The following is a 13,731-nucleotide window of genomic DNA, read 5'->3' as shown; positions in this document are numbered from 1 at the left end:
AAATATTCGATGATTTCAATATCATCCCGTTTGTCTCCCTGGAGTATATTAAAGACTGGGTTTATGACAGGATAATGCATGATCAGCTCAAACCGGTCTATGATTTAAATGAGGCTGTCAATACAAAATTATCGGCGACCAAATGTGAGCATCCTTTTGTCTCAAAAACGATCAGTTCTATTATAACAAAAGAGCTGTATGATAATTTTCTCGATCATTTCGGCAATTCGTTCTTTCCTAGTTCGGAGAACTGGGCGTTCATGAGCATCTCATTAAAGAATAAGCTGGAACTGAAAAAATTGCGTTATGCCCTGAAAGAATGTGAAAAAGAACAGGAGATATTTGATTATCTGGAGTACAGAAATATCCCTAACCTTGAACGGCTGAGATATGACATCGGTAACATAAAGATAAAATTTAAAGACGACGAATATATTGATTTTATTATAGAATATATCCAACAGAACCTGTCAGAGTTTAATTTTGAAACACAGGAACTGCCAGAGTCAAAGCCATTTTTCTATGATGATAAACTCGGCGTATATAAAAACGAGAATCTCATACAGTTTTCGTTTATTGATTTTGGCATTGGCATTGTTAAATCGTTAATGAAGCAATACCGGGCGGACAATAATATACCCGAATCGAACTTATTTACCCAGATAGATGATGATGATGTTTTAAGATATGCCTTCAAACACGCTTCTTCCTGCAATCCTATTCTCGATAAGTTCGATAAGGTCAACAATTACATTCCGCGGGGCTTGTTTGATTTACTGGTCATCGTAAAACGATACAAAGGCTTATTGATAGTCAGGAGTAATCATGGCAAGATCCTTTATGATTTTTCGGAAACGGATATCATCGAGGAAGCTGTCGTTCCTATTAATAAAGGGAAGAAAGAATATTTCCCGGGGACGTATGTATCGATTTCCCATCTATATACATTAATGACTTGTACATGTACATTCACAGCCGCTAACAGAATTGCTATTAGTCAGAGAAAGACTATTGTTTTTATAGGTACATGAGCATGTTGAATGTGAGTTATTATTACTAATATCATACCCTCCGACTAACATTTTTAACTCATCTTCATTAAGAAGTTGTTCATTTAATTTTAATTTGTTTAATTTTTTCATAATATTCTTTTTATTTTAAAATTGATATCGCTTTTTGTAAAGCGATATCGTTATTATTTAGATAATCATTTATGTTTTGCTTTATTTTGATATCGGGTGTAATACTGTTTTTTACATATGGTTTTTGACTAATTGGATACATGTCTCTCACTGTTGTTATTCGGGCTATAGCTCCATGAGGTAAATGGATAACTAAAGGAGCACCTGTGGAGCCGGCAGTAGATTCTCCGATGAGAATTGGGCGATTAAAGATTTCATATAAGTTGACTAAAAAATCCTCACAAGCAGAAAAGCTATATTTTCCTATTAATATAACAATAGGCATTGAGAATCTTTGTATTAATAATGCGTGGCTCTACTGTTTTATATGCACGATAATTATAGAAATCCTTATATTCATCCCGATAATTACCTTGAGCCCTACCATATCCATCATTTATTCTCATTTGTGCTCCAAAGCTCAAAAAACTATCTTCTTTCATTATATATTTGAGTAAATGGTTTGCGACATTAGTGCTACCTCCTCCATTGTAACGAAGATCAATTACAAGACCTTTTGCTTTTTGGTTAATGAGCAAGGACAAAGAATCAATGTCTTTCATTATACTTTCTGGACTGAAGGCACGAATATCAAGATATGCTATATTATCTATCCAATCTAAGCTTATGCTTCCCTTATGCTTAAAAGAAGCCCCCCATGAAATATCATTTTTTGTCCTTGTTGCTTCTCCATTTCTTAAAATAGAGAAATCAACAATTTCTCCGTTTAGCTTTTTTGCTTTTCCATTCAAAGAAGTACCTTTGCATCCTCCAACTACTTTTGATGCCGCAATAGTCCACTTAAAATCAGTAGTTGAGGATGAAATAAACGGAAATATGTATTCTTCCAGATATTTATTGGTTGATTTTCTTTCTATTTCAATTATTTCTGCACCTAATAACGTTGAATCAATAGCAGCATTTTTTCGAATAGAGGTAAAATACAGTTTTCGGTCTAATTCAGTTACACTTGCCGGAATATAATCATTGTATTCATTCCACCCATAAGTCCGTCCTATAAGTTCTGTATGCCCATCATTAAAAGATGCCATAAAGCGCTGTAGTTCATCATAAAATTCAATATCATTCTTTGTATCAACCACTCGAGGTAAAGTTATCTTGTACAAGCTATCAATATCAAATTGTAGTTGATCTATATTCACAAAATTATATTTTATCTCTGACCATATCTGACTCAATGCATATATTTTGTCGTCCTCCGAATTTATAGACGGAACTTCCATTTTCTTAGAAATAGAATCTTTAGATTGCTCTACAGTATACCCATAACATAAAGATATGTTGTGAAATATGATAAGTATAATTGTTGCATAAATTTTCATGATGATATTAAGTCTAATTATTTGTCTATTATATAACAGTCTCTGAATCTATTGTTTACCGAAGTTTTTCCACTTCCTCTTTCGAACTACTTTCCATTTTAAATCGCTCTAAAGAAGAAATCTGTTGAAATATATCTGAACGAAATTGGCTGTTGTTTCCTCTGGGATGATGTAGGTGAAATAGCGGGGTATTGATCCGATGTATTTTGTAATTTAATGCGACAAACCGATAATATCGGTCAAAATCATCATTCCCCCAACCGTAGTGAGTTTCGTTCTCCATTCCGGCTTGTATATATTTCTCCCGGTTGACAACAACAGCTCCTCCTACCATTGGTTTATTATATAATAATTTGAGTTTATTCTTGTTTCTATATAAAACCCTGATATCTTTTGTTTTTAAATAATATTTCCGCATTATATCAGATGTTTCCAGAAAAATACCATTATACGGGTAGGAAATATCGGCATTATAAGTACGTATATTATTTACCGATTCTAAGATTGCTTTTTTGTCTATTACTACATCTGCATCCCATAAGGCGATTATGGGACTTTTAATCTCGGAAGTCAACTGGTTAAAATATTTTGTCCGGTAAAATACATTGTCTTTATCTTCTATAAATATATATGTTACTCTTTTATATAATAATGATTTCAGAATTCCATTACAGCAATCTGCCACTTCTGCAAGGATTATATTTGTATCAAAATACTTACATATTTGGGCTATAACAGCCAGAGTGTTTTCCAAACGTTGAATAGAATCCAATCTTACGGCTATAAGAAATGTTGTGTCTTTCAGGTCTATTCGCATATCGATTGATTTATTGCATTTAAAATCATTATTACCCCACAATAACCGGTTAATCCAATATGAGCTTTTAAGTATTCAGTATTTGCCGATAATTCCCATATTGAGGAATTTTCTATCTTTTCTTTGGCTTTAATGTAAAATTTATTCAGTTCAAGATTTTGTGTTATATTATTCTCCATTGTCAGCAACAGCAGGCATATTCCGGCTATACCATTATTGAGGAAAATATTTTTATTCTTAAATTCGTCAAGTAAATTATTAATATTGATCTGAGAAACTAATAAATTGCAAAATTCAGTTAAGCGGTTATCTCTTATACAACTATTTATTTGATTAATACCCCATAATAAAAGAAGTTTTTTAGAATCGAGGTATGCATATTTTGATAAAATGAATGGACTGATCTCCTGTATTATCTTTATTATCTTGTTATTATATATATTCAATTGGTATATTTTACTCAAAGTAAAAAGGAGTAAAGGTAGATGGGTATTAATATTAAAAACTATGGTGTTTTCATGTAATATCTGTTCTGTTTTTGAGTGTAGATCATTGATTATTTGTATGGCAAATTCATTAAAAAGAAAGTCTTGTTCATTCTTTAAAGATTGTTTTCTTATGTAAATATAATATAGAATTTGAATAAGAACAGAAATATTTTCCTCTAGTCTGTTGAAACTGATTTGTTTGAAAATCTCATCATCAATGTCTTTTAATAAGCTATTTTCATCTCCTTGAACATAACCATTTTTGATCAAATAGGTTATGCCTAATGCTATACCCGACAGACCATTTTCTATGTCGATGGCAGAAATTGTACCAATTTGCACAAATATCTCATCTATTAGTTTTTCTGCAATCTTACCATACACTTCATTGTTATTAGATCGTCCTAATTGATAGAAATAAATACATAACCCCATCTTTCCGGATAAAAGTCCGATAGGCAGGTCTTTTCTGTCTTGTATAATCGTTAATTGATGATTTAATTTATAGATATATTCATCTATATTGATTGTTTTATTCATTAGTTGTTGTAAGGTTATGTGCTAATGATACAAATGAAAACAAAAAAGGTGAAAAATAGAGGTAAAAAATCATTCAAAAAGGACGAAAAATCATTCAAATAATAAAAAAGATCATTTTCTTGTAGCTTTTTAGTTACAAAAATTTTAAGAAAGGGAGATCTCTGATGTTTTCTCTAAGACAATGTTTTTTGCAAATAATTTTAACATATTTGTGGCAGTTCAGAGTTAATCATTTATATATCAACCAAACAAAGTTTTTTGGGTAAAAAATGTAGTAGAGAAGTAAGAATAAGGCGCTTAGGCATACTTATTGTTCCATGCACTCAAATAGCTCTGTTATCTGTTTTCAACAGATAAGATTTCCATATTAATTAGCAAAGGATTAAAATAGTTTCCTCAACTATATACAAACACAAAGGTTTATCGTTAGGTAAGCTTTTTATGTTCATTAGCACACAAAAAGGTATAGATAACCAAGTGTTTTTATTTTACGACACCAAATAATCGAATCTTCACCCTTAGCAGATATTTTATCTGCTTTTGAATTTTCCGACAGAAAGAAAGAGGATGAATAGACAATCTAGATTAAATTAAAGAACACCTAATACCTCATCGGAAAAACCTAAAGTCTATTTTTCTGTGACTTACTTTAGTTTATTAATATACAGGTCTGTTATTAAGTCAGTAACAGAATCTATGCATTTACTGTATCTAAGAATATATGATGGTTGCTGAATGAGATCTAATTTCAAGAATAAAATCAAGACGATATTTTATCAAAAAGAGAAACAAATAGCTTAATAAAAGTTTGTCATATAGTGATATTTCTTTAACTTTATACTCGTAAAGAGTTCTTTGATCATTGCAGAATAATGAAGCAAATATGAGCATTCCACTCGTTTCTATACTGTTAACTATTAAGAAAAATATTCTTATAATTTACTCTTTATCAATCGGTAAGGATAATTAATATGCCTAGCTACATGAATAGTAAAGTTACTAAGCAAAACATAGCAAATCACAGCAAAATCTACAAAAACAGGCTTATATTCTAAAAATCAACCAAGTAAAGATAAGAAAAACGCAGAAAAACAATAGTTACCTTTTTGTAGATATACTACAAGCAGTAAATCTACGAAAATAGTAGAATCTCAATCTCTACCCATTTATATAAAGGCTTGATAACAGAAAAGCCAGAAATACAGAAAAAGATGTAGTTGAAATATTGCAAAGTTCGTGGCCAAATCGTTATCTATTGAGGAATGAGTATTTTATAATCCACTGATTAATAGCCGATAGTCCTTTTTGTTGTACCTTAAGCAATACAGAACGATCCAAATCTACGAAGAAGGTCAGTTACCAAATGAAGTTCAAATTCCTATAATGTAAATCACAGCAAATCCACGACCCTGATTTTTTTTTAATAGGTTAATAATTCGCTGTTTTACTTCACTTTTCTATACTTGAGTGTAAACGCTAGATGATAGATGCGCTCATGCACGACTACTTTTTGATTATTATAGAGCATAACAACTTTTTCAAAGTAGATTTTTACATCTACCAGCTTACTGACCAAGGTGTCAGGAACTGAATAATGAGAGACTTTCATACAGATAGTAGACCATTTATCTACCTTGTAAGTATCTAACTCAAAGCATCCCATCTCATTATGACATGCTCTAAGAGCAGCTAACTCCGCTTCCAATTTAGTCTGCTTACCTACGGTAGACAAGCTGCCTTCTTCGGTATTGATATGCTTGCAAGTAGTAGGGAGTTGGTTTTGAACTTCCTCTAAACTGTCGAAGTGCAGAAGGACGCTAAAAGCTTTGCGGCGAACATATTTCGCTTTTTCCCAACCTGCACGAGCATTACAAAAGCGATAATGACATTGGTAGAAGTTGCTCAGACGAAGTAGGGCCTCTGTAGGCCTTTTCTCGGCTCCTACAAACTCTTTGATGGCTACCGCATATCGTAAACCGTCATGGAGAGAACACCTGTGACTTCACGGAAGGAGTTACGATGCGACTCCATAAAAGCCTATGTGTTTTGGTGACAAAAGAGCCAAGCATAGCGACCATTACTGTGAATGAAGGTAAAGACAGCTATATGGAAACGTTATGACTTTCTTAAAACCGTATCTTATGAGTATCTAACTACAGATCGATTAGTACCTATATAGTTTGTTTTTTTGTCAAAATACCTATAAAAAGGGATTGTTGAGAAATTACTTTTTTGTGACCTTTGTTCACAAAAGTTAACGTGTATTACAAAAGTATCTGACTCTTTTCAAGTACCGTTATTCAATTCTCAAATACGTGAATAAAAAGATTATACATGATGATTTTATAGGGATAACTCCAATTGAAGAATGTCGAGAATATGATCGCCAGAGCATTCATCAACATGATTATTTTGAAATTATCTGGTTTACAGAGGTACAAGGAGAAGATACAATTCTAATCGACTTCGGAGAATTTCCTATTTCCGCAAATTGTTTCTATTTGGTTGCCGCTGGACATTTGCATCGTATCGACCGGACCAATAAAAAAGGATGGGTAATATCCTTATCCAAGAGTTTTTATTATGCTGTAACTCCTGTTGAAATACAAGCCAGGTCTACTTATGTTATAAATTCGATTATTAATCAACAGAAGTGTAATATGTGCCGGACACTTATTCAAATGATAATTGACGAATATGATATGTCGAGACGTTATGCTTTGTTAGAAGCTTATTTCAAAGCTCTCTTTATCCATTTTAGCCCTATCTTCGAAAAATGTCACTGTGCTAAAAATGAAAAAAATAGGGTTTCGGATTTGCTCAATATGATTGAGGAAAATTATACCGTCCATAAAGAATGCGGCTTTTACGCTCAACAACTTTCCCTCTCGGAGAAAGCGGCAAACGAGTTTTCAAAAAAGACAACAGGCAAAACTATAAAATCCCTGATACAGGAACGATTAATCTTAGAGATCAAAAGGGAGGTTGCCACCAACAATCTTTCATTCAAAGAAATCGCAAACAAATTAGGTTTTAGCGAACCCACCTACTTCAGTCGTTTCTTCAAAAAACAAACCGGATATACCCCCGAAGAGTATAAAATCCACTTCAACGAATTCTTAGAGGAATAAAAGTCCCATTCAAAGTCCGTTTTGTGTCAGTCCTATTCCATCAAGCAAGGGTAACTTTGCAATGTAAACGAACAGGACGTTGAATGACATCTTTATGTACCATATGTAAATATTTACTGCTTATAGCATTCTTATCAATACCCTTAGTCATCTATGGACAAAAGCAGCGTATCGAAGGAGTTGTTACAGACAATCTTGGACTGCCCGTATCCGAAGTAAAAGTTGGAATAAAAATACCCAACATAAATACTTTGACAGATAATTACGGATATTTTCAATTTTCCGTACCCAATGGAACTCATTCAATACAGTTTGAACATATTTCCTTCGAAAAAAGAGTAATAATTTACGATACCAATAAGCCTGAACGATTACAAATAATACCCTCACTTTTTAAATAAGCGTCAAAATCGACTACATTTTCATAAGTAAAATCTTTGAACGTCTTAAAGCGTCCAAATTCAATCATCCGTTTTATTAGTGATTTATTTTGTGATAGAACCGTTAACGAGGGGTTACGGCGTTTTAATTCATCCTCAATAAATGAAATAACGGAGTGTGTTTTAGTCTCCTCTTTTTTATTCCACTTCTTAACATCTTCTATTGTTTGACATTTGTCTGATAGAGCAAAGGCCTCAATTTCTCGCATTATCCGTTTTGCTTGTCCGTTTTTGCTTACAGCATTAGGATGATTCTTTATAATGCCTATTTCTCCCTTTTTTTGTTCAAACTGATTTAATAGCAAATCAATCCCGGTAGAAATATATACTTTCTTTCCGGTTAATTTATCATATACATAAACCTCCAAAGCAGCCTGTTTATCAGTCTTATTAGCGGTCTTTTTCCTATTGAAAACAAAGCGTAATTTTAGGCTATCCATTTTTCTACCAATTTTTCTACTTTTCGCAAATATAGTAGAAATACTTTTGATTTTTCTTGTTTTCGTCTGTTTTTAGATGTTTTGTAATGTGCTTTACAATTGGTATAGAATAAGAAAAACCGCTAAAATAGCGGTTTATTCTGTGGAGCTGGAGGGAGTCGAACCCTCGTCCAAACAAGGAACTAATTTGCTTTCTACATGCTTATCTTTGCTTTGATTGTCGGGAATGAGCAAGACCAAAGCCACCAACTCAAACCTTAGCTTCTTAATTTAAGACAAGAGCCGAAGCCTCCCCTATCCTATCTCCGATTTACCTACACCACCGATTCGGAATGCTTCGAAGCCACAGCTTCCGGGTGATGTCTTGTCCTCACACCTGTGCAAGGATTAAGCTATATCTACTATGATTCGATTAAGCAGCAAGAGCGTAATTTTCTTCGCCAGTTAAAAATTTGACGTCTAAGATTATAGTGCCAGCCGACTATGCACTGCATGCTTACAAACCACTTCATCTCGCTGTCAAAACCAGTCAGCCCCATGGGTTTATTACCATCTGATATATAACGCTTTAATATCAAAATATAGATATTGAGTAACAAAAAATGGTGAAAATTTGTCTAAACAATATCTGAATACAAAGATAATTCTTTTTTAGTATACCGACCAAATTCAATAGAGATTATTGCTATGTTACGAATTAAAGACTCAGATATATTAAACAATAAAAGATAAGATTCTCAAAAAAAAACGATCAATCATTAGAATCTGACCGGCATACCTATCTTAATATACTTTTACTGTTTTTTCAACTAACTCCTTTATTTTTTCTCTTTACTATTTTCTTTGAAAACTTCATATAACTCATCGAGATAAGCATAAAATTCCCCCTTTCAGACATTAGTAAAGGACTTTAGGCATTAATTAAGTATGACCCGGAGAATCCTTAGGGAATGTAACCATAGCATTGTATATACCAAAGATTAATAATTTTAGCTTCTTATAATTGCCGTCAGAAAATAAAGGCTTTGATAGAAAAAGATTTTTATATGTCTACTCTTCCTTTTTTATATTGAGAAGGGGTACAATTAAAATGAATCTTAAAACATTTACTAAAGTAAAAAGGATCTTCAAAACCAACTTTATAAGATATTTCTGAAACATTGAATCCACTATTCTTTAGCAATATGGCACTTTCTGTTAAACGTTTTATTTTGATTAATTCATTTGGGGCAAATCCAGTAATACCTTTTACCTTTTTAAAGAAAGTAGTTCTACCATAGCCAGACAGTTCAACAAACTTCTCAATAGTGAATAGACTGTTATGGTAATTATTGTCTAATATTTTTTCTATCTTTTCATAAAAAGTTTTATCCTCTTCGGTAGTATTAATAAGAGTTTCATCAATAACAAACTCTTTAGAGAAACGCTTTTTCAGCAACTCCCGTTGTTCTATCAATTTTATTACTCTTTTTTGTACATACTTCAGGCTAAAAGGTTTTGTAATATATGCATCTGCACCGCTATCTATTCCTTCGAGTTGATGTTCGATAGAAGAATGTGCAGTAACCAGAATGATTGGGATATGGCATGTTTGAAATTCTTCTTTGAGTTGACGGGTCACTTCAAATCCATCCATTTCGGGCATCATTACATCACAAATTATAATATCGGGATTTGTTTCAATAGCTTTATGTAAGCCGTCTTTACCATCCACAGCACTATCAACTCTCAGTCTGTCACGAAAACCATCCATTAGAAAGTTTCGTATATCGTCATTATCGTCTATAATCAATAATCTATAGTTTTCAATAATACTGCTATTTATTGTATCTATCGGCTCTAGCTCTAATATCGATTGATAAATGAAATGTTCGGCATCAGTATGCGATTCAGTTATATCTAAGTCTTTTTTATCGGTAAGAAGATTTTCTCCGGTATAAATATTTTTATCTGTAGATAATTCAATTTTAAAAATAGAGCCTCCACCTACATTATCCTCAAAATATACCTTACCCTTGTGTACTTCTACAAACTCTTTTACTAGAGAAAGACCAATACCTGTTCCTGAATCAGAATAATTTATCTGACTAAATCGACTAAACAATAAATGTTGTTTATCTTTCGAAACCCCTATTCCACTATCTATAATTGCAATTACACATTTTTGAGCAGATTGTTCTTCAGTAAGCAAGACTTCTATTGTTCCTTCTTTGGGCGTATATTTAAAAGCATTTGATAGCAGATTGTAAATAACTTTATCAAGTTTTTTTCGATCAACCAGTAAAAATAATGATTCGACAGCATTAGTAAATAAATAATTAATTGCTCTTCGTTCGGCTAACTCTCTAAATCCCGTATATATATTATATGAAAAGTCAACTATATCAATTTCCTCAAGATCAAGCTTGAGTACATCATTCTGCAATTTTCGAAACTCTAACAATTGATCGATTAGTCTTCTTAAATTTAGCGAGTTGCGATTCAACACCGCCAATTGTTTGTATGCGGCTTCAGGAAGACTGTGTAGTTCGCTCATATTCTCTACAGCACCTTGTATTAGAGTGAGAGGTGTTCTGAATTCGTGAGATATATTTGTAAAAAAACGTAATTTATGGTTAGTTAGCTGCTTTTCTATTTCAATGGCATTATTTAAACGGTTAAATTTAATTATGAGTCGAAATACAATGTAAAATAGTAATAGAATCATTAAAGAATAAAGAACATATGCTATTGACGACTTCCATATCGGAGGAGTTATTGTTATTTCCAGCGAAGTATATTCTTCATTCCAGATTCCGAAAGAGTTTGTACCTTTCACCTTAAATATATATTTACCGGGAGGTAAATTTTTATATGTTGCAATATTGCTATGAGAGGGAGTACTCCATGCTCTGTCATAGTTTTCTAAAATATAAGTATAACAATTTTTTTCGGGGTTCCGTAAGTCCAATGTAGCAAACTCAATTGTAAAGACATTTTGTTTGTTGCTGAGTTTGATATTATCAGTGTAGGTTATAGACTTATTTTTTGATAATGAATCTATATTTCTCCAATCTATTTTATCTATTTGCAATCCAGTTATTAAAGCCTTTGGAGTTAGAGTATCCGGTTTAAATTTCTGAGGATCAAACATCATTAATCCATCTAAACTACCCCATAGCATAGTCCCGTTTTTACGCTTAAAAGCTGCACCTTCATTAAATATATTACCATATATATTTTGGGCAAACTGAAAAGTGACCACAGAATAGTCTGTTTTATTAAAGCGAGATAAACCTCCTTCGCTGCTGAGCCATAAATAACCGTTGTACTCCAACATCCCTACAACATAATTCTCTGGCATTCCTTTATTTATGACAAATGACTGAAAATGTTCGGGATTTTTTTTAGTTGCTTTCACATATTTGTTCAATCCTCCACCCGCTGTACCTATCCATATCACTCCTTCCCTATCCTGAAAAATTGTTTTTATATCATTACTGCTCAGAGAATTCAATTGGTTCGGATTCATTTTATAAGATGTATAAGCATCTGGATTCTGTATAAGTTTATCCGGATCAAATTTAATTAAACCATCGCTACTGCCAGCCCATATCATACCTTCTCTGTCTTGCAAGAGATAGCGAAACATACTTTGATTTCCTTTATCAGAAAGAAAATTTCTAAATATAAAATTCTTACCTTTTTCATTTTCGATAATAACACTGATTCCTCCTTTGAAAGATGCAACCCATATTCTCTCTTTGTTGTCTTTTATCAAATGGAATATTTCTTTATCATGCAACGATGTAGGGTCGTTATCTTTATGTGTAAAGTAATTTATTTTTTTGAACGTGTTTATATCAAACAAATAAATACCTCCTCCTTTTGATCCGACCCACATTCGCCGTTGTCCATCCTCGACCAATGCATAAGGATTCAAGTTCTCGGCAATACACCTTCCTTCTGTTATCATTGAATTATAAACATATAAGCTACCGTTTTTAAGCCCTATCCAAATGTTACCATTCGAATCTTCGCAAATAGAACGTACATTATTCGTTTTACCAACAATATTATTGATCTCGGGACGCATTATATGAACATAATCCGGATTTTTCACAACACGTATAAGCCCTGCATATTCACTCCCGATCCAGATATTACCAAATCGATCTTCGGCAATCGAGAGAAGATAGTTCGATGGTAAGCTATGTTGATTCGATTGATTTGTATAATTAGTTAATTTTTCAGATTTTGGATTATAACAATATAGTCCATAACCATAAGTCGCAATCCAGAATATTCCCTTCGAATCTAAAAAGATATTATCTATTGCAAATGAGTGGTGCATTGATTTTATTAAAACAGCCACATCTGTGGTCAAAAGACTCATCTTACGTATTTTAGAATCTATTCCGTTACAATACCATAATACTCCTGATTGATTGTAAAACCAAACTGCATTTTGTTTATCCCGTACAAACCAGATTTCTCCTTTCGTATAATCAATGTCATTATTCAAATCAGACAGATAAAACTTATTTTCCGGTATATTATAGATCCATAGTCTCTGAGTTTCGGTCAAAACAAGTAATTCTTTAGCAGAAAAACGATAAAGACTAATCAATGGATCGCCAAAAGTCGTAACTATTTCCTCGAAACTATTTTGTTGCATATTATAGATAATTAAGGTCGATTCGAGTGTCGAAAAGAAAATCTTCTTATCAATTTCAATAGCGTGAGTAAAAGAATATTTGTCGTTATAATAAATTTGAACGGCACCTTGCTTTGTAATCTTTTTTAATCCTTTGCGAGTTCCAATCCAGATATTACCAGAACTATCTTCCTTAAAAAAACTACAACCTTCAGAAGGTGAAGAATATACTGTTTTATCAAATTTTTTATTTTGTTTTTCTTGTATACATATAGCACCATCAGTTGGTCCCCATAACCATATTTTGCCTTTAGACGATTCGTTGAAATTAGTGTATGTCAATAATTTTCCGGTTTCATCCTCTATATGCGTAAATGTATCAGCAACCGGGTTATAACAACTAAATTCGTTTTTATACGTTTTTACCCAGAGATTACCATTACTACTCACATATAAATCTCGGATTCGATGGTCGCTTAAAGCATTTTCCGGCTGATAAGAACGAATGTTGTATCCATCATATCTATTCAATCCATCAAGAGTTCCCGACCATATAAATCCATTTTTATCTATAGTGATGGCTCTAACCGTATTTTGAGATAAACCGTTTTTCGTACTGATTTGAGAAAAGTTAATATTATCAGCATCAAGTGTAGGAAGGTCGACAAAACCAAATACTACTATTAATAATATTTGTAATTTTTTTTTCATTTAA

At 32.6% G+C, this 13,731-nt stretch carries 11 protein-coding genes and 1 other RNA gene; 3 read left to right on the top strand and 9 right to left on the bottom strand.

Annotated elements, in window-relative coordinates; translation table 11 throughout:
* Nucleotides 1-74 precede the first annotated feature (74 nt).
* Nucleotides 75-1,031, top strand: coding sequence for a hypothetical protein (locus K322_RS20785; protein ID WP_026625642.1), 957 nt, complete (start codon nucleotides 75-77; stop codon nucleotides 1,029-1,031).
* On the opposite strand, the gene K322_RS21325 is transcribed toward K322_RS20785, so the two are convergent.
* The 6 genes from K322_RS21325 to K322_RS21015 form a co-directional block, all read right to left on the bottom strand.
* Nucleotides 948-1,142 (bottom strand): TIGR04149 family rSAM-modified RiPP, encoded by a 195-nt coding sequence (locus K322_RS21325; RefSeq protein ID WP_084158501.1) that lies wholly within the window; start codon nucleotides 1,140-1,142, stop codon nucleotides 948-950. The two genes, K322_RS20785 and K322_RS21325, sit on opposite strands and share 84 nt — an antisense overlap.
* Before the next feature lie 10 nt (nucleotides 1,143-1,152).
* Nucleotides 1,153-1,467, bottom strand: a complete 315-nt coding sequence (locus K322_RS0103515; protein ID WP_026625641.1) for a S41 family peptidase — start codon at nucleotides 1,465-1,467, stop codon at nucleotides 1,153-1,155.
* Nucleotides 1,436-2,524: a S41 family peptidase gene (locus tag K322_RS0103510; RefSeq protein WP_026625640.1), complete on the bottom strand. Its 1,089-nt coding sequence runs from the start codon at nucleotides 2,522-2,524 to the stop codon at nucleotides 1,436-1,438. The genes K322_RS0103515 and K322_RS0103510 overlap by 32 nt, the downstream gene beginning before the upstream one ends.
* A 55-nt stretch (nucleotides 2,525-2,579) precedes the next feature.
* Nucleotides 2,580-3,341: a galactosyltransferase-related protein gene (locus tag K322_RS0103505; RefSeq protein ID WP_026625639.1), complete on the bottom strand. Its 762-nt coding sequence runs from the start codon at nucleotides 3,339-3,341 to the stop codon at nucleotides 2,580-2,582.
* The gene (locus K322_RS20110) at nucleotides 3,332-4,369 is read right to left on the bottom strand and encodes a glycoside hydrolase family protein (RefSeq protein ID WP_051290611.1); all 1,038 of its coding nucleotides are present in this window, start codon (nucleotides 4,367-4,369) and stop codon (nucleotides 3,332-3,334) included. The genes K322_RS0103505 and K322_RS20110 overlap by 10 nt, the downstream gene beginning before the upstream one ends.
* 1,444 nt (nucleotides 4,370-5,813) lie before the next feature.
* Nucleotides 5,814-6,101, bottom strand: a complete 288-nt coding sequence (locus K322_RS21015; protein WP_051290610.1) for a Mu transposase domain-containing protein — start codon at nucleotides 6,099-6,101, stop codon at nucleotides 5,814-5,816.
* Between the two features lie 583 nt (nucleotides 6,102-6,684).
* Between K322_RS21015 and K322_RS0103490 the strand changes: the two genes are divergently transcribed.
* Nucleotides 6,685-7,500 (top strand): helix-turn-helix domain-containing protein, encoded by an 816-nt coding sequence (locus K322_RS0103490; protein ID WP_026625637.1) that lies wholly within the window; start codon nucleotides 6,685-6,687, stop codon nucleotides 7,498-7,500.
* An 83-nt stretch (nucleotides 7,501-7,583) separates the two neighbouring features.
* Nucleotides 7,584-7,901, top strand: coding sequence for a carboxypeptidase-like regulatory domain-containing protein (locus K322_RS21320; RefSeq protein WP_084158500.1), 318 nt, complete (start codon nucleotides 7,584-7,586; stop codon nucleotides 7,899-7,901).
* On the opposite strand, the gene K322_RS0103485 is transcribed toward K322_RS21320, so the two are convergent.
* The 3 genes from K322_RS0103485 to K322_RS0103480 form a co-directional block, all read right to left on the bottom strand.
* Entirely contained in the window at nucleotides 7,847-8,380 is a 534-nt protein-coding gene (locus K322_RS0103485) for a hypothetical protein (protein ID WP_026625636.1), read from the bottom strand. The two genes, K322_RS21320 and K322_RS0103485, sit on opposite strands and share 55 nt — an antisense overlap.
* 140 nt (nucleotides 8,381-8,520) lie before the next feature.
* Nucleotides 8,521-8,917: a transfer-messenger RNA gene (gene ssrA / locus K322_RS20535) on the bottom strand.
* A gap of 505 nt (nucleotides 8,918-9,422) precedes the next feature.
* Nucleotides 9,423-13,727: a hybrid sensor histidine kinase/response regulator transcription factor gene (locus K322_RS0103480; RefSeq protein ID WP_026625635.1), complete on the bottom strand. Its 4,305-nt coding sequence runs from the start codon at nucleotides 13,725-13,727 to the stop codon at nucleotides 9,423-9,425.
* Nucleotides 13,728-13,731: the final 4 nt, after the last annotated feature.

Origin of the sequence: Indolivaga capnocytophagoides DSM 22835, from assembly GCF_000426485.1 — a bacterium.
Classification (GTDB): Bacteria; Bacteroidota; Bacteroidia; order Bacteroidales; family Dysgonomonadaceae; genus Dysgonomonas_A; species Dysgonomonas_A capnocytophagoides.
This window is presented reverse-complemented; position numbering and strand designations above follow the sequence as displayed.

What these genes read in the sequence shown, in the direction of transcription:
- K322_RS20785 (WP_026625642.1), top strand. Translation starts at nt 75, where the DNA reads ATGCATGATCAGCTCAAACCGGTCTATGATTTAAATGAGGCTGTCAAT.
- K322_RS21325 (WP_084158501.1), bottom strand. Translation starts at nt 1,142, where the DNA reads ATGAAAAAATTAAACAAATTAAAATTAAATGAACAACTTCTTAATGAA.
- K322_RS0103515 (WP_026625641.1), bottom strand. Translation starts at nt 1,467, where the DNA reads ATGCCTATTGTTATATTAATAGGAAAATATAGCTTTTCTGCTTGTGAG.
- K322_RS0103510 (WP_026625640.1), bottom strand. Translation starts at nt 2,524, where the DNA reads ATGAAAATTTATGCAACAATTATACTTATCATATTTCACAACATATCT.
- K322_RS0103505 (WP_026625639.1), bottom strand. Translation starts at nt 3,341, where the DNA reads ATGCGAATAGACCTGAAAGACACAACATTTCTTATAGCCGTAAGATTG.
- K322_RS20110 (WP_051290611.1), bottom strand. Translation starts at nt 4,369, where the DNA reads ATGAATAAAACAATCAATATAGATGAATATATCTATAAATTAAATCAT.
- K322_RS21320 (WP_084158500.1), top strand. Translation starts at nt 7,584, where the DNA reads ATGACATCTTTATGTACCATATGTAAATATTTACTGCTTATAGCATTC.
- K322_RS0103485 (WP_026625636.1), bottom strand. Translation starts at nt 8,380, where the DNA reads ATGGATAGCCTAAAATTACGCTTTGTTTTCAATAGGAAAAAGACCGCT.
- K322_RS0103480 (WP_026625635.1), bottom strand. Translation starts at nt 13,727, where the DNA reads ATGAAAAAAAAATTACAAATATTATTAATAGTAGTATTTGGTTTTGTC.